The 23,180-nt window shown below is 67.9% G+C and carries 19 protein-coding genes; 6 read left to right on the top strand and 13 right to left on the bottom strand.

Translation table 11 applies throughout. From position 1 onward, the window contains the following. Window positions 1-1,092: 1,092 nt before the first annotated feature. The 5 genes from glyA (at window position 1,093) to AB1L88_RS05440 (ending at window position 7,601) form a co-directional block, all read left to right on the top strand. Window positions 1,093-2,358 (top strand): serine hydroxymethyltransferase, encoded by a 1,266-nt coding sequence (gene glyA / locus AB1L88_RS05460; protein ID WP_367095614.1) that lies wholly within the window; start codon window positions 1,093-1,095, stop codon window positions 2,356-2,358. A 293-nt stretch (window positions 2,359-2,651) separates the two neighbouring features. After that, window positions 2,652-3,383, top strand: coding sequence for a phosphoadenylyl-sulfate reductase (locus AB1L88_RS05455; RefSeq protein ID WP_367095613.1), 732 nt, complete (start codon window positions 2,652-2,654; stop codon window positions 3,381-3,383). A 152-nt stretch (window positions 3,384-3,535) separates the two neighbouring features. Beyond that, window positions 3,536-3,946, top strand: coding sequence for an Rrf2 family transcriptional regulator (locus tag AB1L88_RS05450; RefSeq protein WP_367095612.1), 411 nt, complete (start codon window positions 3,536-3,538; stop codon window positions 3,944-3,946). 127 nt (window positions 3,947-4,073) lie between these two features. Next, window positions 4,074-5,819, top strand: a complete 1,746-nt coding sequence (locus AB1L88_RS05445) for a bifunctional sulfate adenylyltransferase/adenylylsulfate kinase (protein ID WP_367095632.1) — start codon at window positions 4,074-4,076, stop codon at window positions 5,817-5,819. A 156-nt stretch (window positions 5,820-5,975) separates the two neighbouring features. After that, window positions 5,976-7,601 carry a hypothetical protein gene (locus tag AB1L88_RS05440; protein ID WP_367095611.1) on the top strand — a complete coding sequence of 542 codons (1,626 nt, stop codon included), beginning with the start codon at window positions 5,976-5,978 and terminating at the stop codon, window positions 7,599-7,601. A 4-nt stretch (window positions 7,602-7,605) separates the two neighbouring features. Here the strand turns inward: AB1L88_RS05440 and AB1L88_RS05435 are convergent, their stop codons facing one another. From AB1L88_RS05435 to AB1L88_RS05375, 13 genes are all read right to left on the bottom strand, one after another. Further along, window positions 7,606-9,468, bottom strand: coding sequence for a glycerophosphodiester phosphodiesterase family protein (locus AB1L88_RS05435; RefSeq protein WP_367095610.1), 1,863 nt, complete (start codon window positions 9,466-9,468; stop codon window positions 7,606-7,608). 109 nt (window positions 9,469-9,577) lie between these two features. Continuing rightward, window positions 9,578-10,675: an S-methyl-5-thioribose-1-phosphate isomerase gene (gene mtnA / locus AB1L88_RS05430; protein ID WP_367095609.1), complete on the bottom strand. Its 1,098-nt coding sequence runs from the start codon at window positions 10,673-10,675 to the stop codon at window positions 9,578-9,580. Then, window positions 10,672-10,962 (bottom strand): hypothetical protein, encoded by a 291-nt coding sequence (locus tag AB1L88_RS05425; protein ID WP_367095608.1) that lies wholly within the window; start codon window positions 10,960-10,962, stop codon window positions 10,672-10,674. The genes mtnA and AB1L88_RS05425 overlap by 4 nt, the downstream gene beginning before the upstream one ends. A 50-nt stretch (window positions 10,963-11,012) precedes the next feature. Beyond that, window positions 11,013-12,125 (bottom strand): alanine dehydrogenase, encoded by a 1,113-nt coding sequence (gene ald, locus AB1L88_RS05420; RefSeq protein WP_367095607.1) that lies wholly within the window; start codon window positions 12,123-12,125, stop codon window positions 11,013-11,015. A gap of 143 nt (window positions 12,126-12,268) precedes the next feature. Continuing rightward, window positions 12,269-12,514: a hypothetical protein gene (locus AB1L88_RS05415; protein WP_367095606.1), complete on the bottom strand. Its 246-nt coding sequence runs from the start codon at window positions 12,512-12,514 to the stop codon at window positions 12,269-12,271. 157 nt (window positions 12,515-12,671) lie between these two features. After that, window positions 12,672-13,826, bottom strand: coding sequence for a Gfo/Idh/MocA family oxidoreductase (locus tag AB1L88_RS05410; RefSeq protein WP_367095605.1), 1,155 nt, complete (start codon window positions 13,824-13,826; stop codon window positions 12,672-12,674). Window positions 13,827-13,882: 56 nt separating this feature from the next. Further along, window positions 13,883-14,731, bottom strand: coding sequence for an acyl-ACP--UDP-N-acetylglucosamine O-acyltransferase (locus tag AB1L88_RS05405; protein WP_367095604.1), 849 nt, complete (start codon window positions 14,729-14,731; stop codon window positions 13,883-13,885). Window positions 14,732-14,838: 107 nt separating this feature from the next. After that, window positions 14,839-16,197 carry a UDP-3-O-acyl-N-acetylglucosamine deacetylase gene (gene lpxC, locus AB1L88_RS05400; RefSeq protein WP_367095603.1) on the bottom strand — a complete coding sequence of 453 codons (1,359 nt, stop codon included), beginning with the start codon at window positions 16,195-16,197 and terminating at the stop codon, window positions 14,839-14,841. 200 nt (window positions 16,198-16,397) lie between these two features. Then, complete coding sequence (locus AB1L88_RS05395; protein ID WP_367095602.1) at window positions 16,398-17,138, bottom strand: OmpH family outer membrane protein; 741 nt, start codon at window positions 17,136-17,138, stop codon at window positions 16,398-16,400. Between the two features lie 272 nt (window positions 17,139-17,410). Then, the gene (locus AB1L88_RS05390; protein ID WP_367095601.1) at window positions 17,411-17,809 is read right to left on the bottom strand and encodes a metalloregulator ArsR/SmtB family transcription factor; all 399 of its coding nucleotides are present in this window, start codon (window positions 17,807-17,809) and stop codon (window positions 17,411-17,413) included. A 371-nt stretch (window positions 17,810-18,180) separates the two neighbouring features. Beyond that, the gene (dapA, locus tag AB1L88_RS05385) at window positions 18,181-19,074 is read right to left on the bottom strand and encodes a 4-hydroxy-tetrahydrodipicolinate synthase (protein ID WP_367095600.1); all 894 of its coding nucleotides are present in this window, start codon (window positions 19,072-19,074) and stop codon (window positions 18,181-18,183) included. A 236-nt stretch (window positions 19,075-19,310) separates the two neighbouring features. Further along, window positions 19,311-20,054 carry a pyridoxine 5'-phosphate synthase gene (locus AB1L88_RS05380; RefSeq protein WP_367095599.1) on the bottom strand — a complete coding sequence of 248 codons (744 nt, stop codon included), beginning with the start codon at window positions 20,052-20,054 and terminating at the stop codon, window positions 19,311-19,313. 121 nt (window positions 20,055-20,175) lie between these two features. Further along, a complete protein-coding gene (locus tag AB1L88_RS05375) occupies window positions 20,176-22,452 on the bottom strand; it encodes a UvrD-helicase domain-containing protein (protein ID WP_367095598.1) in 2,277 nt (758 codons plus the stop codon). A gap of 268 nt (window positions 22,453-22,720) precedes the next feature. Here AB1L88_RS05375 and acpS point away from each other — a divergent pair, with 268 nt between their 5' ends. Beyond that, window positions 22,721-23,143 (top strand): holo-ACP synthase, encoded by a 423-nt coding sequence (gene acpS, locus AB1L88_RS05370; protein ID WP_367095597.1) that lies wholly within the window; start codon window positions 22,721-22,723, stop codon window positions 23,141-23,143. Window positions 23,144-23,180: the final 37 nt, after the last annotated feature.

The raw sequence follows: 23,180 nt of genomic DNA, 5'->3' as shown, positions 1-23,180 counted from the left end.
GGTCGGTCTCCGGATGCCTTCAAACCGCTCAATTCTTCTCCCCCTTCTTCCTCTCGGGGCCCTTCTCGGGTCCAGACCCCTCCCGACTCGCCCCGCCCTTCCAACCTGATCCAGGTATCCCCACCAACGTTTTGTGACTGCCCCCCCGACAATTCCCGATGATCTTGTCGGCGGGCTCGTCCCTCCGCGCGTTCGCTCCCCCACTGGCTTGAATCTCTGTTTGCCCGATCTCCCAGCTCGCTCAGCGACCATGACCCTCGACGCCTCCCTTCTTGTGATTGCGGACGCGACGGAATTGGCCTCGGATTGAACCCGACTTCTTCTCCTCGATCTGGACCTCCTGAACATCCCCAAACGAAATGACCCGCATCGACAGAAATCATGAATCCTTCATCATTTGGGTCTCCCGCACCCCCTTTGTCGCCAGCGCACCGAGAGGCGCACCACCAGCGCACCGAGAGGCGCACCAAACTCCGACGACCTCCCGGGACACATGCTTAATTCCAGCTGGTGGGTCCCCCGAACCCAAGGCGCCGGGTCTTCAACGAAACGAACCCAGGTTCTTCGAACGAAACGAATCGAGGTGATTCGCCGAAACTCCTTCCGCAATCGACGGTTATGTATTTCAGAAGCCTCGTTTCAGGGGCGCGCCGAGCGGCGCACACTAAGCGCACCACCGGCGCACCGAGCGGCGCACCTTCAGCACACCGACCACTCGACCCTGTAAACACCAGCGGCCTGGCGTCATCCTCAGCCGACCAAACAGGTCGCCCCGAATTGTCCTCGACGATCGCCCCCGACATTTCCGAAACGAACGCCCCGACCTTCGCCATAACATGAACCAGCAACAGAAAATCCGCCTCAAACGCCTCCTCGTCAATGGGCGCACCAAGGGCGCACTCCGACGCGCACCCGGGCGCACCGCCTGACCTCGCGAGCAAACCCGATCGGCTCCGACCTCCCCTCTCCGACGAACCCTCCCTGCAAATTGAGGGTGCCGAGTTCGCACCGGGTCGGGATAATACGATGTCTCAGAACCGCCCCCTTGTCTTCTCGACTTCCTCTCCGACTCGATTCGGCTGGAGTACACGGATGACGTTTCTTTCCGACCGCGACCCCGAGGTCTTCCGCGCGATTGTTGCCGAGGAGCGCCGCCAGCGCGACGAGCTGGAGCTGATCGCCTCGGAAAATTACACCAGCCGAGCCGTGATGGAGGCCGTCGGGTCGGTCCTCACCAACAAGTACGCCGAGGGCTTGCCCGGACGCCGCTACTACGGCGGTTGCGAGCACGTCGACACGACCGAACGCCTGGCGATCGAACGGGCCAAGCAGCTCTTCGGGGCCGATCACGCCAACGTCCAGCCGCACTCCGGCGCCTCGGCCAACCTGGCGGTCTACTACGCCGCCCTCGAGATCGGCGACACCGTGCTGGCCATGGACCTCGCCCACGGCGGCCACCTGACCCACGGCATGCCCCTGAACTTCTCCGGACGCTGGTACAAGACCATCGGCTACGGCGTCGACCGCGAGACCGAGCGGCTCGACTACGACGCCATCGCCCGCCTCGCCCGCGAGCACCGGCCGAAGCTGATCCTGGCCGGGGCCAGCGCCTACTCCCGGGTCATCGACTTCGACCTCATCGCCGAGGTCGCCCGAGAGGTCGGCGCCCTGTTCATGGTCGACATGGCCCACATCGCCGGCCTCGTCGCCTCCGGATTGCACCCGAGCCCCGTCCCCGCCGCCGACTTCGTCACCTCGACCACCCACAAGACCCTCCGAGGCCCCCGGGGCGGCCTGACCATGTGCCGCGCCGACTGGGCGAAGAAGATCGACATGGCCGTCTTCCCCGGCCTGCAGGGCGGCCCGCTCGAACACGTCATCGCCGGCAAGGCCGTCTGCTTCGGCGAGGCCCTGGCCGACGACTTCAAGGCCTACTCCTCCCAGGTCATCGCCAACGCCCGGGCCCTCGGCGAGGAACTGGCCAGGGGCGGCTTCCGCCTCATCTCGGGGGGGACCGACAACCACCTGATCCTCATCGACGTCTCGACCAAGGGCCTGACCGGCAAGATCGCCGAGGCCGCCCTCGGCCGCGCCGGCATCACCGTCAACAAGAACCTCATCCCGTTCGACCCCCGCAAGCCGCTCGACCCCAGCGGCATCCGGATCGGCACCCCCGCCCTGACCACCCGGGGGATGAAGGAAGACGCCATCCGCCGGGTCGGCTCCTGGATCGTCGCCGCGCTCGACGCCCCGGACGACGAGGCCCTCGCCCATCGCATCCGGGGCGAGATCGCCGAGTTCACCCGCGATTATCCCGTGCCGAGCGATGCCCCCGCCGCCGCCCCCGCCGCCGTCTGAGCCTCGCCGCCGCCGGATCGGGCGATCGACGATCGATCCGGCGGCGGAGGTCGTACAATCTTTCGCACTGGACTGAGGTTTGCCGGGGGTTCCCGATCGCTTGGCCCGGCGGGCTCTTTCTCAACCTGATTGCCACACACCAGTTGTGGAGCGATTTCCCCGGCATTCCTCGGGGATTTCCCCGCTCGTGCCGCTCCTCTTGTCGAGAATCGGGCCGGAATGTTGACCATCATGCGAATCATGGCTAAGATTGCGAACATTCGAGGTCAACCGCATCGGATTGAGGTCGAGTCATGTCGGTCGAAGCCCCCCCGAATCTCAAGGTCGATCTGGCGGACGCGAGCCGTCGCCTGGAATCCGCCTCGGCCTGGGACATCCTCCGCTGGTCGGTCGAGACGTTCGGCCCGAAGCTGACGATGGCCACCGCGTTCGGCCCCGAGGGGTGCGCGATCCTCCACATGCTCTCGCATGTCGACCCCGATCATCAGGTCCGCGTCTTCAATCTCGACACCGGCTACCAGTTCCCCGAGACGCTCCGCCTCCGCGACCGGATCGCCGAGCGCTACGGGATCGAGGTCGAGCTGGTCGGCGCCGACACCACGGTCGCCCAGTTCGAGGCCGCCAACGGCGGGCCGGTCTACTCCAAGGAGCCGGACCGTTGCTGCTTCGAGCGGAAGATCGTCCCGCTGCGCCGGGCGGTCGTCGGTTACGATGCCTGGATCTCCTCCATCCGCGCCGACCAGTCCGCCGACCGGGCCAGGGCGGATGTCGTCGGCTGGGACGCGAAGTTCGACCTGGTGAAGGTCAACCCCTTGCTCCGCTGGTCTCGCCGCGACGTCTGGGCCTTCGTCGTGGCCAACGCGATCCCGTACAACCCGTTGCACGACCAGGGCTACCCGTCGATCGGCTGCTGGCCCTGCACCCGAGCGGTCGCCGAGGGGGAGACCGACGAACGGGCCGGCCGCTGGGCCGGCCAGGCGAAGACCGAGTGCGGCCTCCACTCCCTCGACAGCAGCCAGCTCTAGCCCCTCCCTCGCGAAGCGAGCCGGGGCCATGCTCGCCCGGCCCGGCCTCGGGGGCGGCGGGTCCGTCGTCGGGATTCTTCCCGGAACGGCCCGGTCACACCTCCCGGGCCTCGCGTACGAATGACGATGCCTCCTGGATCCGCCACCCCCTGATGAAACTCTCCGCGAAAGCCGAATACGCCTGTTTGGCGATGCTCGCCCTCGCCCGTCATCGGCCCGACGAGCCCCCCATGCGCATCCGGGAGATCGCGGAGAGCCAGGGCATCCCCGAACGCTATCTCGTCCAGATCCTCCTCCACCTGAAGGGGGCCGGCCTGGTGTCCAGCGTCCGAGGGGCCTCGGGGGGCTACCGCCTGACGAAGTCCCCCGATCGCATCTCGATCGGGGAGGTCCTGCTCGCGATCGACGGCCCCGAGGAGCCGCACCGCGAACCCCAGGCCCCCGAGGCCCGGGCCCTCGCCTCGGTCTGGGACGAGATCCGACGCGCCGAGCAGGCCGTGCTCGATCGGATCACCCTCGCCGATGTCGCGGAGCGAACCGCCCCGCGCGACTGGGTCATCTGATGCCGCTCCGCGACATCCCCGGGCCGCCTGGCGTCGCACCCGATGACCGTGCTCTGTTACGATTCGGAATTGCTCGAAATTGGTTCTGACTCCGATTGAAGGAGTCTTTCAGAAGGAGACCCTGACGATTTCTGCCCCGACCTCCCACCCCGGTCCCAACACCCCCTACGGCGGATCGCTGGTTGACCTGATCGTCGATGACGCCCGCGCCGCCGAAATGCGGGCCACCTCCCAGGAATACCCGAGCATCACGCTCGACGAACGCGGCCTCTGCGACCTGGAATTGCTGGCCACGGGCGGCTTCTCCCCGCTCCGGGGCTTCATGGGCAAGGCCGACTACGAGCGCGTCGTCGCCGAGATGCGCCTGGCCGACGGCACCCTCTGGCCGCTGCCCGTCACCCTGCCCGTCGACCCCTCGCAGGGGGTGACCGTGGGCAAGCCGCTGGCCCTCCGAGACGTCTACGGCAACCTGCTCGCCTTCCTCCACGTCGAGGAGATCTACGCCTACGACAAGGAGGCCGAGGCCAAGGGGGCCTACGGCACGACCGACGCGAAGCACCCGTCCGTCGCCTATCTGAACCGCCAGCCGGGCCACTACGCCGCCGGCAAGCTGGAAGTCATCCGCGTCCCGCCGCACTACGACTTCGTCGAGCTGCGCAAGACCCCGGCCCAGGTCCGCGCCCACTTCACCGAGAAGGGCTGGGACAAGGTCGTCGCCTTTCAGACCCGCAACCCCCTGCACCGGGCCCACGAGGAGCTGACCAAGCTCGCGGCCAAGCAGGTCGGCGGCGGCCTGCTCATCCACCCGGTCGTCGGCGTGACCAAGCCGGGCGACGTCGACCACTTCACCCGGGTCCGCTGCTACCGGGCGTTGGTCGACGATTACTACGATCAGAACTCGGTCGTCCTCAGCCTCCTGCCGCTGGCGATGCGGATGGCCGGGCCTCGCGAGGCCCTCTTCCACGCGATCATCCGCCGCAACTTCGGCTGCACCCACCTGATCGTCGGCCGCGACCACGCCGGCCCCGGCAACGATTCCTCGGGCAAGCCCTTCTATGGGCCGTACGACGCCCAGGAAACCATGCAGAAGTACGGCGACGAGATCGGCATGGGCATGGTCGACTTCAAGCTGATGGTCTACCTGCCCGACGAGGACCGCTACTGCCCGGTCGACGAGGTCCCCGAGGGGGTCAAGACCGCCAACATCTCCGGCACCCAGGTCCGCGACGACTACCTCGCCAAGGGCGTGCCCCTCCCCGAGTGGTTCAGCCGCCCCGAGGTCGCCGAGATCCTCCGCGAGACGAACCCGCCGAAGTTCAATCAGGGCCTGACGATCTGGTTCACCGGGCTCTCCGGCTCGGGCAAGAGCACGATCGCCCACGCCCTGACCGAGCGCCTGGCCGAGTACGGCCGGAACGCCTCGATGCTCGACGGCGACGAGATCCGGACCCACCTGTCGAAGGGCCTCGGCTTCAGCAAGGAAGACCGGGATACAAACATCCGCCGCGTGGGTTACGTCGCCGGCCTGGTCGCCCAGCACGGCGGGACGATCCTCTGCTCGGTGATCAGCCCGTATCGCGAGACGCGGGACGAGGCCCGCAAGATGTCGAAGGGGAACTTCGTCGAGGTCTTCTGCGACACCCCGCTCGACGTCTGCGAGTCGCGCGACGTGAAGGGCCTCTACGCCAAGGCCCGCAACGCCGTCGCCTCCGGCAAGCCGATGGGCTTCACCGGCGTCGACGACCCGTACGAGGCCCCCGAGAACCCCGAGGTCACGCTCGACACGAGCAAGCTCTCGGTCGAGCAGTGCGCCGACCAGATCATCGAGGCCTTGCTGAAGCTCGGCTACATCCAGCCTCACGGCCACCGTTGATGTGACGGCCTGACCCGGGCCGGGTCCTCGACACGACCGCCCGGCTCGGGTAGAGTCCTCCGCATGCCCTGAGGGCCCTGGGGAATTCCCCGCGGGGCCCTCGGGACTCCGCAATGAGGAAGGGATGCCGCCTCAGGGGACCACGGAGGGTCCGTCATGCCTCAATTGCCATCATCTCTTCAGTCGAACGCTTCTTCATGCGGCTCCTCGGCCGCCCTTGGGGATCGGCCCGACGAGTGGGCCGATCGGTGTGCCCGACGATTGCTCGCGCCGGTCACCGGCCTCGTCTGCCTGCTGATGCTCGCGAGCTGGGTGCCACATTACCTGACCTGGCCCTGGTGGCCCGACCTGGACACCAACGCCGCGATGGCCCTGGCCTGGTCCGAGGGGCTACTTCCCTACCGGGACGTCACCGCCTTCGCGTTTCCCGGCCAGATCCTGCTGTTCCGGGGGCTGATCGCCGTGTTCGGTCCGGGGAAGACCTGGCCGATCTATGCCCTCGATGCCGCGATGGTCGTGGCGGTCGGCCTCCTGCTCGTGCTCTGGTCGCGTCGGCACTTCGCCCTGGCCTGGCCGGGGCTGGTCGGCTTTGCGGCCTTGCTGGGGTACCTGGCGAACCTGAACTTCTCGCTGGTGGCCCAGCGCGACTGGCAGGCGACCTGGTGCGTCGCCGTCGCCTTGCTGGTGCCGACGACCTGGCCGGGGCGATGGGGGCGGGCGGCGTCGGCCCTCGCCACCGCCGCCGCGCTGACGTTCCGTCCGCACGTCATCGTCTTCCTCCCGGCCCTGGTCTGGGCGGTCGCGGGGTCGGATCGGGGCAGGGCCGTGTCCTCGGTCGCCCGGTGGCTGGGGCTGGTGGCGGTCGGGGTGGCCCTGGCCTTCTCGCCGCTCGTCATTCAAGGGGTGTTCGATGAGTTCCTGCAGGGGGTCCGGCTCGCGTCCTACGGGAGCCGATACAGCCGGGCGACCCCCCTGGGGATGATCGCGGGGGTGGTCCGCCAGGCCGCCGAACTGCGGTGGCTGGCCGTGCCGGTCGTGCTCGGGCTGCTCGCGCGGTCCAGTGGCGGCGCGATCCGTCGCGAGGCGAGGATCTGGCTGCTGGCGGCGGCCGGGGTGCTGATGTACAAGCCTCTGCACCCGTTCCCGCATGACTATCTCGACCATCCCCGATGGGTCGTCTGGTCGGTGATGCTGGGCCTGATCGCCGCCTGTGTGCTGCTGCGAACGGGGCTGACCGGTCGGGTGCGACTGGCCCTGGCGGTGGTCGTGCTGGCCGTCGCGGTGCCCGCCAAGCCAGAATTCTGCAACCCGCGGGCGGCCGTGGCGGCCTTGTTCGATCGCAAGGCTCCGTCGCCGTCACCGCCGCCGGGGTACGTCCATCACATGACGGCCTACCAGGCCCGGCTCTACCCCTGGTCAGATTACCAAGACGCCATTGATCACCTCCGGGACGGACTTGGCGCTTCGACCAGGGTCGCGAACCTGCTCAGCTATCAGCTCTCGGCCGTCGGGGTCGCGGGACGAGTGCCGGTCTTTCGAAACGAGTCGGGATTGCTCTGGAAGAGCCAGGTCGGCTGGGATGATCAGGTCTTCATCGATCAATTGGCCTCGGCCGACGACTCGGTGGTGATCTGGTCGCCGGATTGGGAAGGCCCCGAGCCGGGGCTCGTCTCCCCGGAGATGGCCGAGGCGGTTCGCCGGTGGTACGAGCCTGCTCGACGGTTCGGGGTCGTCGAAATCTGGAATCGGAAACCGCAGCCGGCAACGACGCCGACCGAGTGACACACTATCGGTCCCCCAGGATGCGTTGATACCAGAGGAGCAGGCGTTCCAGGTCGTTCAATTGCTCAAGCTCGGCCCGTCGAGCGACCATGAGGGATGGATTCGAGGTGAGGACGTCGGCGACCCCCCGGTTCACGAGCGTGACGAAGTGGTCCGGGTCGGTGATCGACCAGACGTGGACCGGCCGCCCTCGGCGGCGTGCTCGGGCGATGAAGTCGTCGGTGGCGAGCGCGTCGCGGACGCTGAGGAAGTCGAGGTCGAGTCGGGTGGGATCTCCCACGGCCTCGAACACGATGAAGCCGACGCGAACGCTCGGGGCCTGGCGACGGACCTCGGCGAGCGCCGGATAGGACAGGGTCGAGAGGACGCATCGCGCGTGGGCCTGCTTCCGATCGAGGGCGTCAACGACCGCGCGGACCAGGGGGGCGGGATCCGTCTGGGTCCGGGTCAGCTTCAGCTCGATGTTGAGCCCGAGTCGGTCCCCCGCCTCGTCGAGGGCCTCGTCGAGCGTCGGGATGCGTTCCCCCCGGAACTCGGGGCCGAACCAGGAGCCGACATCGAAGGCCCGGGCTTCCTGAAGGGTCAGCTCGGAGAGGCGTCGGGGGTCGCCGGCCAGTCGCATCAGGTCTTCATCATGAAAGACGACGACCTCGCCATCGGCGGTCAATTGCACGTCGATCTCGGCCGCGTCGGCGCCGGCGGCGATGGCGGCCCGGAGGGCGGCCAGGGTGTTCTCGGGGGCGTCGTGGGCCGCCCCGCGATGCGCGGTGACGGTGACGGAGGGGGAGACGCCGACCGTCGCGAGCAGGCCCAGGGCAGCCAGGGAAGACATCACGACGAGGATCATGGCCCCCACCAGCCCCTTCCGGAGGGCGCGTCGACGCTTCGAGAGGGATCGCAGCGACTTGCGTGCCGAGATCCCGGTGTGGCGGCGATCCGGCTCGACCAAGCCGTGTTCGTGGGCGATCCGGAAGATCACCAGCCCCACCAGGATCGATCCCGTGATCTCTACGGCCTCGAACAGGATGAGGTGGATTCCGAGCAGGAGCGCGAGGGCCGGGATCGTGGCGTCCAGGCGATCAGGGACCAGATTCAGGATGCTGAGGCTGATCATCGCGAACACCCCGGCGGCGAGAAGGCCGAGCAACGAGATGGCGAGCGTGGTCAGGAGGAGAACCAGCAGGTTTCTCGGCGCCTGACCGGCGGTCCGTTGTCGGCTGGCTCGGAGGGCGTCTCCGGGCGGGCGACCTTCCACCAGCACGAGGGGGAGCGAGACCAACCATCGCAGGACCATGCGGGCGAGGAAGACCGATCCCACGGCGACTGCCAGGCCGGCCAGGCCGGCGCCGAACCAGAATCGAGGGGGGCGGACGTTGGTCAGGAAATAGAGATCGGCCCCGGACCAGAGAAACCAGTAGACCGCCCCGACGACCGCGAAGACCGGGAGGGCGACCGAAGCGTATCGGGCGATCTGCAAGACGCCGAGCTGGACCATCCGAGGGATGTTCAGGAGCACCCGCCAGAAGGCGCCGAACGTCGAGAGATGACGGCCCCGGAGCCTGGCGTCGGCGATGATGATGGCCCCGGCATACTGGAGGAACAGGTTGAACACGCCCATCACGCCCGCGACGAGGATGATGGCGATCCCCAGCGGCGAGAAGGCGAAGGCGATCAGTTCGACATTGCCGACCGCGTAGCGGCCCGTCATCCCGATGAGCGATCGCAGGATCCAGGCACCTGCCGGGGCGATGAGGATCAGGCCGGTGATTCGATAGAGGACTTCATACCCCACCAGGGGGACGAACGAGCAATAATAGTCTTCGAGGACCTGCTTCAGGAGTGAGGTGATGGAGATCTGTGGCCTCATCGACGCTTCCCCCGGACCTTGGAGCAGCGGGAATCACGAGAGCGGCGCGGTCGAGCGATCCCGAATGGGGAGGCACGGCGACCGCGGCACCTCCTCGAAGGAACCACGATCAGGGGCCGATCGCCTCTCGGATTGCCTCACGACCGACCGGGCGGATCACCCCCCGTTCGGTAATCAGGGCGGTGATCAATGAGGCGGGGGTCACGTCGAAGGCGGGGTTGTAGACCTGGATGCCTTCGGGCGCGGTCGCGAGACCGAAGCCGTGGGTGATCTCGCGCGGGTCGCGTTGTTCGATGGGGATGGCGGAACCGTCCGTCAAGGAGAGGTCGAAGGTGCTCGACGGGGCGGCGACATAGAAGGGGATGTCGTGGGCTCGGGCCGCCAGCGCCACGGAGTAGGTGCCGATCTTGTTGGCGGTATCGCCATTGGCCGCGATCCGGTCGGCGCCGACGACGACGGCCTGGACACGCCCTTCCTTCATGACCTGCGCGGCCATGTTGTCGCAAATCAAGGTGACGGGAATCCCGCGCCGCTGGAGTTCCCAGGCGGTCAGCCGGGCCCCTTGGAGCAAGGGCCGGGTCTCGTCGGCGAAGACGTGGACGGACTTGCCTTGCTCGGCGGCGGAGAAGATCACGGCGAGGGCGGTCCCGTAGTCGGCCGTGGCCAGGCCGCCGGCATTGCAATGGGTGAGCACCCCCTGGCCCGGGCCGAGCAAGTCGGCGCCGAAGCGGCCGATGGATCGGCACATGGCCCGGTCTTCATCCTGAATGGCCCGGGCTTCGGCGAGCAGGCGATCCAGCAAGGCGTGGGGATCGGAGGCCCGAGGGGCTTCGGCCTCGACGGCCCGGTCCATGCGGTCGAGGGCCCAGAAGAGGTTGACCGCGGTGGGGCGGCTCGTCCGCAGGCGGGCAGAGGCTTCAAGCAGGGCAGCACGGACCGAATCGACCGACTCGGTCCCTCGGGCGCGGGCCCCCAGCAAGGCGCCGAAGGCCGCGGCGATGCCGATGGCCGGCGCGCCGCGGACCCGGAGCATCTTGATCGCTTCCCAGACCTGCTCGACGTCTCGGCAATCGATCCGGACGAACGTCCCGGGGAGGAGGGTCTGGTCGATCAGGCGGACGAAGCCGTCCTGGGCCGAGCCGACCCAGCCGACGGTCTCGATCGTCGGGCCGGGGTCGGCCTCGGAGGCGGGGGGCCCGACGGTCATTCGTCGTCTTCCTCTTCGTCTTCCTCGATCTCCTCGGGGTCGATCCAGGAGTAGAATTCGGAATAGAGCTTCCAGATGGTCCGCATCGCCTTCTCGGACTCGTCCCCCTTGAGCGGGCCGTGGTCGCTGCCGTAGCCGGCGACCCGGGCGGCGATCTCGAGGAGTTCGAGGTTCTGCTGACGCATCGAGAGGAAGATTTGCGTCCGGGCGTCGGCCCCGAGTTCGCTCAACAGTTCGGTGGCGTCGATTTCTTCGTGTTCGGCGTCGTGTTCGTGGCCGTTGTCCATGAGTCGGTGCTCCGAAAAGGATCTCGGTGAGGGCAGGGGAGGCAAGTGGGTCAGGCGGTCCTGGTCCAGGGGGTGAACGGCAGGTCGAAGGTCTCGGCCACCGCCTGGTTGGTGACCTGTCCCGCGACGACGTTGATTCCCTGGGCGATGCCGGGGGAGTGTTCCGCAACCGTCCGCCAGCCCTGGTTGGCGAGCTTCAAGGCGTAAGGCAGGGTGACGTTGCAGAGGGCGTAGGTGCTGGTCCGGCCGACGGCGCCGGGCATGTTGGTCACGCAGTAGTGGACCACGTCGTCGACCACGTAGGTCGGGTGGCGGTGGGTGGTGGGTCGGCTCGTCTCGAAGCAGCCGCCCTGGTCGATCGCCACGTCGACGACGACCGCGCCGGGCTTCATCCGGGCCAGGTCGGCCTTTGTGACGAGCCGAGGGGCGCGGGCACCGGCGATCAGGATGGCCCCGATGACGAGGTCGGCCCGCTCGATCGATTCGCGGATCGTGTGGCGGTCGGAATAGAGGGTGGTCACGTTCGGGGGCATGATGTCGTCGAGGTAGCGGAGCCGGTCGAGGTTGATGTCGAGGATGCGGACATTGGCCCCGAGGCCCGAGGCGACCTTGGCGGCATTCGACCCGACGATCCCCCCGCCGAGGACCGCGACCTCCGCCGGGGCGACCCCGGGGACGCCGGCGAGGAGGATCCCCCGGCCTTCCTGGGGGCGTTCGAGGAACTTGGCCCCTTGCTGGATGCTCATCCGGCCGGCGACCTCGCTCATCGGGGTGAGCAGGGGGAGGTGGCCGCGGGCGTCGGCGATCGTCTCGTAGGCGATGGCCGTGATCCCGCTGTCGATCACGGCCCGGGTGAGGGCCTCGTCGGCGGCGAAGTGGAAGTAGGTGAAGACGACCTGGCCGGATCGCATCTCCGGCCATTCGGCGGCTTGCGGCTCCTTGACCTTCATCACCAGGTCCGATCGCGACCAGATCTCCTGTGCATTGGCCACGATGGTCGCGCCGACCTCCTCGTACGACGCGTCGAGCAGGCCACTGCCGAGTCCGGCCCCGGACTCGATGAGCACCGTGTGGCCGGCGGCCGTCAATTCCTCGGCACCGACGGGGAGCAGGCCGACGCGGTATTCATCGTCCTTGATCTCTCGGGGGACCCCGATGATCATGTTGCGGCTCCGATTCCGATGGGGACGCGGGCGAAGGGTTGGATCCCCTTTATTCGACCAGAGCGCAGGGGAGGATCGCAAGCCGGGCGAGGGGAGTTCGGCCCGGCCGGAGGACGCACTCCGAGGAAGGACGGGGGGCGGCGTCAGGCTTCCGCCCTGGCCCCCTTCGGATTCCGGCGGAGGGCCTGGTCGGCCCGCCAGTCGGTCAGGAGGGCCCTGAGTTCCTCGAAGGTGACCCCGCCATGGTCGTCGCCCGACTCCCAGCGCTTCATCAACTCGCGGTGCCGATCGCGGAGCGGCCCTCGGGGCAGGAAGCGGCCCTTGAACTTCTTCAGAACGCGCAGGCGGGGATCGGGGGCGGGGCGGTCGGCGGTTTCTGGCGCGGCCATGGGTTCGAGTCCGTGTCGGAGGGAGAATGAACAGAGCCGCGCCGGGGCGCGGCCGTTGAAGGGATCAATCATACCGATGGACGATCGTTTGCTTCAAGTGAAGCCCGACCGCGAGGGAGGAGAATCGGCGGGTCCCGGGCCGCTCGGGTGCCGTGGCTCAGACCCGGGGGGATCGGGACGGGCTCCCCGGCCCGCGGAGTTTCCAGAGTTTCGGGCCGGAGAGGGCGGCGTGAGGCTCGGCGCTGGTGGTGGATGAGGAGGAGCGGAGGTGGGGGGCGCCCGGGACTTCGGTGCCGGCGTCGAGGCGGTAGGACCGCAGCCCGTGGAGCACCTGTTCGGCGACCCGGAGGGCGTCGAGGGCCTCGCTGCCCGGGACTCGGGGGGCGCGGCCGAGTCGGACCGCGTGGACGAAATCGGTCAGCTCGGCGGTGAGCTGATCGACGGGGGCGGGTGGGCTGATCTGATCGACCTGCAGGACGTTGCCGAACAGGTGGTCGCGGACGGCGTCGGGGCGTGAGAGGTCGACGCCGTCGAGGTTCATCTCGCCCCGTCGGAGGGATTCCGAAGGGCGGACGAGCGTGGCCTGTCGGGAGGCGAAGTCGATCGAGGCGTACCCTTCGGCCCCCCAGAGTCGCATGCGTCGGGCGGCTTGGTAGCTGGCCCGGCTGGCGGAGATGTCGGCGATGCAGCCGTCCTCGAATTCGAGGCGGGCCTGGGCCAGGTCCTCGTGACCGCCGAAGACGGGGGTCCCGAGGGCCGAGACGGCCGCGACGGGGGCCTTGACGAGGGAGAGGATGAGGTCGATGTCGTGGATCATCAGGTCGAGCACGGCGCCGACGTCGGTCGATCGGAAGGTGTAGATGCCGAGGCGTTCGGCGTCGATGTATCGGGGGCGGGGGCAGCGGTCGATCGCGGCTTCCCAGATGGGATTGAAGCGTTCGATATGGCCGACGGCCAGGACGGCCCCGGACTTCCGGGCCAGTTCCACGAGGTCTCGCCCTTCGGCGGCGGTCGTGGACAGCGGCTTCTCGACCAGGGCGTGAATGCCCCGGGAGAGGAAGGCGCCGGCGACCTCGTGATGCAGGGTCGTCGGCACGGCGACGGAGACGGCGTCGACCCGGCCCAGGAGTTCTCGGTAGTCGTCGAAGGCCGACGTGCCGAGGGGGCCGGCGACGGCGATCGCCTGCTCGGTCCGGACATCGGCCACCCCGACCAGCTCGACCCCGTCGATCCCCGAGAGGATCCGGGCATGGTGCCTGCCCAGATGCCCCACTCCCACGACTCCGACCCGCAACCGATCCTTGGTCGTCACCTTCCGCTCCTTCTTCAAGCCATCCGGGCGGTTCGTCGCGAGGCCATCGCGATGAGTCAACCCACGGGACGTTTGCCCTGTCCGACTGTCGCCTCGACGGTCTCCGGCGAGCGTCGGAGGGTCTCTCGGGCCCGGCCATGCCGGCCGGATCGCTGTGCGTGCAGCGACTCCAGGAGCCGGATCACCTCGGGAGTCATCTGGCCGAGGTCCACCAATCGGTTGGCCGCGGCGTTCAGGTCGAGGCCGGCGCGATAGATCAGGCGGTGGGCCTCGCGAAGCGACCGGATCGAGGTCCGCGAGAACCCTCGGCGCTTCAGGCCGATGAGGTTGATGGACCGGACCTTCGCGGATCTGCCGTCGACGAGCATGTAGCGGGGGATGTCCCGGAACACCCGAGCCGGTCCCCCCGCGAAGGCGTGCTCACCCACCGTGGCGGCGGGGTGGACGTCGACGCCGGCGGTGAGCTGCGCGAACGATTCGATTTTCGCCATCATGCCCAGCCGGGCCCCGGCGCCGAGCAGGACATCGTGCTCGATCGAGGCATTCCCGGAGATCGCGACGTGCGGCCCGAGCAGGTTCCGGGAGCCGATCCGGGTGCCTGCCTCGGGGCCGGAATCGGAACCGGCCTCGATCGAGGCGCCTTCTCGGATCGCGTTGTCGTCGCCGATCTCGACCCGGCCGGGAGAACGTCCAGGGGTCGGGTCGGACCCGATGACCGAGAAGGGGCCGACGCGATTGCGGTCGCCCATGCGGACGACCCCGAGGAGGCAGACGTGGGCGGTCAGCCGGGTGCCGGCGCCGAGCCTCACGTCGGGGCCGACGACGCAGTAGGGGCCGATCTCGACGTCGTCGGCCAAGTCGGCACCTGGGTCGACCGTCGCCGTGTCGGCGATTCGAATCGCCATGGGCATTCCCTCCCTGGAACGCAATTGCCGGTCGAGGAGCGAGGTTCGCGGTGATCCTGAGAGCAGACACACATCTTCAAGGCCTGCCCCCGGAGGATCGTCGGGGATCAGGCGGCGGCCTGCTCGGCCGGCAGGACGGCAAAGCGGAGCCGAGCCTCGGCGGCGACCTGGTCGCCGATCCGGGCCACGCCGTGCGCCTCGGCCATCTTCGAGCGGGCCCGGAAGCGGTCGATTTCGAGGACGAGTTGATCGCCGGGGACGACCTGACGCCGGATCTTGACGTCGTCGATCGAGACGATCATGGCCATGTGACGCTCGGGGTCGAACCGATGGCTGATGAGGATGCCGGCGGCCTGGGCCATGGCCTCGAGGATCATCACGCCGGGCATCACGGGTCGGTCGGGCCAGTGGCCGGGGAAGAACGGCTCGTTGAAGGTGACGTTCTTCAATGCCAGCAGCCGTCGGCCGGGGTCGATCGAGAGGACGCGGTCGAGCAGGAGAAACGGGTAGCGGTGGGGCATCAGTCGCATGATCGCGCCGATGTCCATCGCCGGGGTCGCGTTGGCGATCGAGCAGCACTCGGATTCCGGTTCCGAATCCTGGTCTGTTGCGTCCGCCTCGGCGGCGAGCAAAGCCCGGGCAAGCTCGACATTGAGGGCGTGTCCGGAGCGATGGGCCACGACGTGCCCGACGAGATCCTTGCCAAGCAGGGCAAGATCGCCCATCACATCAAGAAGTTTGTGGCGGGCGCACTCGTCGGGGAACTTCAGTGAGTTGCCGATCGGGCCGTCGGCGCCGAAGATCAGGAGGTCGGCCTCGCTCGTCCGGGAGCCGATCCCGGAGGCGCGGAGGGCCTCGGCCTCGGCGGCCAGGAGGAAGGTCCGGGCGGGGGCGATCTCTCGGAGGAAGCGGTCGGGGCAGGGCTCGGCGAAGTAGGCCTGGGCGGGGATCGGCGAGTCGTGGCCGTAGTCGAGCTGATAGGAGAGCACGAGGCGGTCGGGATCGCCCGGGTAGGCGGCGACCGTGGCCTTGCCGTCCCGCACCGTGACGGGCCGGTCGATCACGAGGACCTGCCGGGGCTGGTTTTGTTCGACCGAACCGGCCGAGGCGATGGCGCGGGCGAAGGCGAGCGAGGAGCCGTCCATGCCAGGCGTCTCGGGGGCGTCCAGCTCGACGGTGCAGTTGTCGATCTGAAGCCCGGCCAGGGCGGCCAGGACGTGCTCGACCAGTTCGACGACGGCCTCGCCGCGACGGAGGGCCGTGCGCCGCTCACGAGGTTCGACGAAGCTGGCCAGGGCCGGCACGGAAGGCCGGTCGGGCAGGTCAACCCGGACGAACTGGATGCCGGAGTCGGCGTCGGCGGGTCGGAACCGGACGGTCACGTCCGATCCGAGGAGGTAGCCGATGCCCCGGACCTCGGCGTCTCGGGCGATCGTCCGCTGCGGTCGCGATCCTCGCGTGCTCATGCCGGCGTGATCTTTCCTTGATCGGGTGAGCCCGTCGGTTCGATCGGCACCGCCGGGCGGAGAGAAGGGGGGGCGACCGGTGTGGCTCGGTCCGAATCGTCCGCGTACGGTTTTCTGGCGAACCGGTCGGTGACGGCAAGGGGTCGGGGACCATTCGGTCCCGAAGACACGGGACCGCCCGACCCCCCGGGCGTCGAATCTCAGTTGCCACCGGCAGCGGGGGCGGACGCAGGCGTTGCGGGGGCAGGGGCTGGGCTCGCAGCACCACCCTGAGGTGACTGAGACTTCCGCTGCTGGTGATAGGCGTTGAGCGTGGAGACGACCTGGTCGGTGATGTCGGCCGTGGGGTCGTTCCAGACGACGTTCCGAGCGACGGCGGCCATCACATCGTTCGGGTTCTCACCATTGATCTTGTCGTTGGATCCGATCTGGACCACGAAGGTCACGCCGCGCTTCTTGGCGATGAAATCGACGACGTAGCGGATGTCGTTGTAGATCTCGGCGACGGCGTTCGACTCTCGGATGGTGAAGTCGGCGGCGATCTTCTGCTTCTGGGCCTCGAACTTGGCCTGGGTGTCGGCGAGCAGGTCGCTGAACTTCTGGTAGTCGGGCGTGCCGACGCCGAAGGAGTCGCGCTTCTCGGCATATCCCTTGGCCTCGGCGAGGAGCAGCTCGAGCTCCTTCTGCTTCTGCATGGCCTCGGCCTTGAACTTCTCGCTCGACTCCTTGTATCGGTCGTATTCGTTGATGACCCGTTCCATGTCGATCCCGGCGATGACGGCGGGAGCCATGGCGACGGCCGCAGAGCGAGCGGGCTGACCGGCGTCGGCGGTCGTGCGCTGGACCTGGGGGTCGGCGGGTTGCTGGGCGAGGCTCGGGCAGGGGGTCAGGCCAAGTAGCCCCAAACCGACGAGGGCCACCGCACGGGTCTGAATCGGCATCGGATCGGCTCCTTCCTCTAATGTCCGGGGGGCCTGCGGTGGTGATGCCGAGGTCGCTCGGCATCGGGGCGCGACCGCTCCCGCTGCTGCTCAAGAGAGCCCCCGCGCATCCGAGCACGGGACGGCCGCCCAGGGCTCGGCAGGATGAGCTGCGAGCCGATCGGGCGAGACTCGAACGAGGCGTGATTTTGCAAAGAGTTGGAAATGCGGTCAAGGCGAACCGCCGGTTCGAGCGAAACCGGCGGGAAGCCGATTGCGGGTCCGTCGGAGAATCAATCGACCGTCAGTTGGAAACGGTGGAATTTGATCTTGCGCGGGATGCGACCGGCGTTGGAGAAGAGCTGGGTCAGCAGCTCGCCGAATTGCTCGGCACGAACGCTGTAGAAGTTGTGTTTCCCCTCGCGGCGCGACTCGATCAGGCCGGAGACGCGGAGCAGGGCGAGGTGATGACTGACGGCCGGCTGGCTCTGCCCGAGGCGGTTGCAGAGATCGGTGACGTGCAGCTCGCCGCTGCGTGCGAGGTAGAGCAGGATCCGCAGGCGGGTCTCATCGCTCATGAGCTTGAAGACCTGGGCCAGCTCCCGGACAGACTGGTCGGAAACGGGTGGGAGCACTTCGACCGCGGCGGTGCCATTGGTGCCTTCGGTCGCCTTGGAACTTTTTCGAGCCATGGTTGGGGGGTCCGATTCTTCGGTGATGCGATGTGAACCCGTTGGTCCGTGGAAAAGCTGGACGCTCCGGAAGCCCGGAGGCGCTCGCTTTCAGCCGAAGTGGGTGATATCCCCGGCCGATGCATCGGGACGAACAGGGAATGAGCAAGTCATGTGCCGCGAGGCCAGAGGAGGAAGGTTTCCCAAAAGGAGGGCTGGCCGGCGGATCTCTCGGAATGACGGGTTGGGCGAGGGCCGCAAAATCCCGATACCGGAGTGTCTGCACACATCCTACACGGTTCATGCGAACTAGACAAGTGATTTCACGTCATTCGATCCATGGAATTGACGCGGAATCACTTTCATGGGCGGGTCTTGCTTGAATGATTTGATCAAGCCCCGAGCAATCCGGCGTCCCGCAGGGAGGCGCGGAGCGTCTCGATCCCGGCGTGCTCGGGGGGGCAGAGGGGGAGCCTCATGGACCCGTCGATGCGGCCCAGGAGGCCCATGGCGGTCTTGACCGGGATCGGGTTGGCCGCGATGGAGAGCAGGTCGCGGCAGAGGGGGAACACTTCGAGGTGGATGCGGCGGGCCTCGGCGAGGTCGCCCCGATCGAAGGCGTCGATCATGGCGATGATGGGGCGGGGCACGAGGTTGGCCGCGACCGAGACGACCCCCTCGGCGCCGACGGAAAGCATGGGAAGGGTCAAGGAATCATCACCCGAGAGGATTGTCAGGTCGGTACGAAGTCGAATCTCGCTGACCTGATCGATGGATCCGCTCGCCTCCTTGATGGCCACGATTCGGGCCACCCGGGCCAGCCGCTCGACGGTGGCGGGGTCGATGTTCCGGGCCGTCCGGCCGGGGACATTGTAGAGGACCAGGGGGAGGTCGGTCGCCTCGGCGATCCGGGCGTAGTGGGCGTACAACCCTTCCTGGCTGGGGCGGTTGTAATAGGGGGAGACGAGCAGGGCGGCATCGGCCCCCGCCTTCTCGGCGAATTTCGTCAGCCGGACGGCCTCGCTGGTCGCGTTGGAACCGGTCCCGGCCATCACCCGGGCACGGCCCTGGGCCCGCTCGATGACGGCGGCGATGACCCGCTCGTGCTCGTCGTGGGAGAGGGTGGGGGATTCCCCGGTGGTCCCGACCGGGCTGATGGTGGGCGTGCCCTGCTCGAGGTGCCAGTCCACCAGGCCCTTCAGCGCATCAAGGTCGATTTCCCCATCCCGGAAGGGAGTCACGAGAGCAACGGTGCAACCCTTGAAACGTTCACCCTTGGTCGGCATCGTCACGCCTCGAACTCAGTCAATCGGAGGGGGGAAGAGAGAACCGCGTACGCCCGTCGAAATTCCACCACATCATACCGAAAACAGTGATGATACGGGAAGAACCGACCGCCAAGACCCCGGATCTCGGCATCTTGTGTTGATTTCAAGTGGAAATGTTTCGACGGAACGGCGCGAGGGCGGCGGCGGCGGGATCGATCGTTACTTCGTGCCGCCCATCGCGGGGAGGCCTGCGGTCAACGTCCTGGCTGGGGGGCGGCGACCGCGTCGAGGATCGCCCGTTTCATCTCGGCAACAGCCCGTTCGAATCCGAGGAAGACGGCGCGGGAGACGATGCTGTGGCCGATGTTCAGCTCCAGCATCCCGGGAATCCGGGCCACGTCGGCGACATTCTGGAGCGTGAGGCCATGTCCGGCATGGAGGAGCAAGCCGCCCTGCCGGACCCGAAGGCCGGCGTCGAATAATGCGTCGAGTTCTTTTTGACGCGAGGCATGGTCCGGGGCGTCGGCGTAGCGGCCGGTGTGGAGTTCAACGGCGACGGCGCCGACGGCGGCGGCGGCTTCGACCTGGGACGGGTCGGGGTCGAGGAAGAGGCTCACCTCGATCCCGGCGTCCTTGCACCGGGCGACCGCGTCGGCCACCCGATCGCAATGACTGAGGAGGTCGAGGCCGCCTTCGGTCGTGACTTCCTGGCGGTGTTCGGGGACGAAGGTGACCTGATCGGGCCGGACGTCGAGGGCGATGGCCACGATCTCCGGGGCGAGGGAGATCTCGAGATTCAATCGGGTCCGGACGGTCTCTCTCAGGATGCGGAGGTCGCGGTCCTGGATGTGCCGGCGATCCTCCCTCAGGTGGACGGTGATGCCGTCGGCCCCCCCCAGCTCGGAGAGGGCGGCGGCCCAGACCGGGTCGGGTTCGCGGCCCCCTCGGGCCTGTCGAAGGGTCGCGACGTGATCGATGTTGACGCCGAGGCGAATCATGGACGAGCAACTCCGGGACGGGCCGAGATCGATCGGCAGGGCAGTCGGCGAGCAGCGGGGCACTCCGGCCTGACTCCGGGGCGACTCGCCGGGTTCGGCAGGCGGGGCGGGCGGTGGTTCCTCAGGATCGTTTCACGGGCCGGAGCGGAGACCGGGCCAGGACGAACGTGCGCTCGCCGCCGACGGTGAAGGCGACCCGCCCCTTGCGGTTCGGGCCGGCCCCATCGATGGAGACGATCTTCCCGAGCCCGTACTGGGGGTGGAGCACCAGGACTCCCGGGCGGAAGGCGGCGAGGTCACCGCTCGCTTCGGCCTCGGGACGGGGGGCGGAGCCGGAGGGGTTCGCCAGCGCGGCGGCCGTCGTCAGCCGGAATCGCTCCGTCGGGGCCGAGGGAACGGGCCGAGAGGGGGGCAAGGATGCGGCCCGGGCGGCTCGGCGGGAGGAGAGGGGCATCTCCTCGTCGGCGCCGGAGAGGTCGCGGTAGCGGATGGGTCCTTCGGGCAATTCCATGAGGAATTGCGAGGGGATGGCGACCGATCGCTGGCCGCGGAACTCCCGGACGCGGGAGTGGCTCAGCCGGAGTTCGCGCTGGGCGCGCGTGATGCCGACGAAGAACAGGCGACGCTCTTCTTCAAGCTCGGCGTCGTTGTCGGAGGCCCGGGAATGGGGGAGGAGACCTTGTTCGAGGCCGACGATGAACACGACGGGGAACTCCAGGCCCTTCGAGGCGTGGAGGGTCATCAGGGTGACGGCCCCTCCCTCGTCCTTCCAGCGATCGACGGCGGAGCTGAGGGTGACGTCGGCCAGGAAGTCGAGCACGGTCGACTCGGGGTGTTCCAGGTCGAACTGGCGGGCGGCGGAGACGAGTTCGTCGAGGTTCGCGACGCGGTCCTCGCCGTCCCCTTTCGGTTGATTGGCCCAGTAATCCCGATAGCCGCTCAGATTCATGAGCTTCCGCGTGAGTTCTTCGGCCGACGAGTGGTCGCTCAGGGCCGCGAGCTCGTCCGTCAGGAGGACGAAATCTCGAAGCCCGGCGCGGGCCTTGTTGGTCAGGCCGGCGATCGAGGCGGCCTCTCGGACCGCTGAGCTGAGGGGGATGCCGCGATCGCGAGCGTAGCCTTGCAGCCGGTCGAGGCTGACTTTCCCGAGCCCCCGGGGGGGGGCATTGATCGCCCGGAGAAACGCGATGTCATCCTTGGGATTGTTCAGGAGGCTCAGATAGGCGAGGACGTCCTTGACCTCGACTCGCTCGTAGAAGGAGACGCCGCCGACCACCTGGTAGGGGATGGCGAGGGAACGGAAGGCGGACTCGAGGCCTCGGGTCAGGGCGGTCACCCGGACGAAGACGGCGATCTCGCCGAACGAGTACCCCCCATCGCGGACCAGGTCGGCGACGGTGGAGGCGATCGACTGGGCTTCCTCGGTCTCGTTGGCGAAGGTGGTCAGCTCGACCGGGTCGCCGTCGGGGTTCTCGGTCGTCAGGACCTTGGCCTTCCGGCGGCGGTTGTGGTGGATGACGTGGTCGGCGACCCGGAGGATATTCTTGGTGCTGCGGTAATTGTGCTCCAGGCGGATGACCTTGCAGCCGCGGTAGTCGTGCTCGAATTCGAGGATGTTGTTGAGGTTCGCGCCTCGCCACCCGTAGATGGACTGGTCGGGGTCGCCGGTCACGCAGAGATTCGGGGTGTCGACCGAGAGGGCCCGGACGATGGCGTACTGGGCGAGGTTGGTGTCCTGATACTCATCGACGAGGATATATTTGTAGCGTGCGTCGAGGCGGGCGCGGAGTTCCTGATCCTGGCGGAGCAGGGTCACGACGTGGGTCAGCAGGTCGTCGAAATCGACGGCCGACGACTCGAGCAGACGCGCCTGATACCCCTTGAAGACCCGGCCGACGACCGCGGAGACGTGGTCGGCCCCGTCTCCGCGGCGGGCCAGGTAGGTCTCGGGGTCGAGCATGTCGTTCTTGGCCCGGCTGATGGCGGCCTCGACCTTCTCCGGGGCGACGCCGGCGTCGAGCAGGTCGAGTTGCTCCATGACCGACTTGAGCACGCGGAGGCGGTCGGGCTGGTCGTAGATGGTGAAGCCGCGATCGAGGCCGATCTTCGGCCCGAATTCGCGCAGGAGCCGGGCGCAGAGCGCGTGGAAGGTGCCGACCCAGACACCGTGATCGGGGGCGAGGGCGGCGATCCGCTCTCTCATCTCGGTCGCGGCCTTGTTGGTGAAGGTCAGGGCCAGGATCTGCCGCCCCGGGATGCCGTGGCCGAGGAGCGAGGCGACGCGTCGCGTGATCACGCGGGTCTTGCCGGACCCGGCCCCGGCGAGGACCAGGAGCGGGCCGTTGACGTGGGTGACGGCGTCTCGCTGGGGGGCCGTCAAGTCGGAGAGCAAATCCATCAGCGATCCGTCCCTGGCAGGTTGGCGTCGAGAGCGGTACGTCCGTATCGCATCCAATGGAAGTATAACATCGGGGGGCATGCGCCGCGATCTGATTCCCGCGGGTCGATGCAGGCGAGCCGGCGGGTCATCGAGCCTCGATCGGTCAGGCCGAGGGAGGTCGGATTGGCCTGGTGGGTCGGACTCGGATACACTCGGGGATCGCTATCGGGATCAACGGGGCCAGCCGCTCGGATGGATCGCCCCGAACATCGAGGGTCGACCGCGCATGAACATCCTGGGGATTGGGACCGACATTATCGAGGTGCCCCGGATTGGCAAGATGATCGAGCAGCATGGTGAGTTGTTTCTGCGTCGTGTTTACACCGATCGCGAGATTCGCTATTGCCAGGGACGCAAGCACGCGTTCGAGCATTTTGCCGGCCGATGGGCAGCCAAGGAAGCGATCTTGAAGGCGATCGGGACCGGCTGGGTCCGCGGGATTTGCTGGACCGACATGGAGATCCGCCGGGAAGGCCTGGGCGGGCCTAAGGTCCTGGTCCGAGGAGGGGCCCGCGATGCGGCCGTACAGCGCGGGATCGGTGAGATCTTGATCACACTGTCCCACTGTCGGACCTATGCCACGGCCACGGCAATCGCGATGGCCGGCGATCTGAAGACGGGATCGCTGGACGAGCCGCTCGACTCGTGAGCGTGAGCCGATCGCTCCGACGCGACGGTGACCGAAC

Origin of the sequence: Tautonia sp. JC769, assembly GCF_040717455.1 — a bacterium.
Lineage (GTDB): Bacteria > Planctomycetota > Planctomycetia > Isosphaerales > Isosphaeraceae > Tautonia.
Note: the sequence above shows the minus strand (reverse complement) of the source record. Positions and strands in the feature narration are given on the sequence as shown.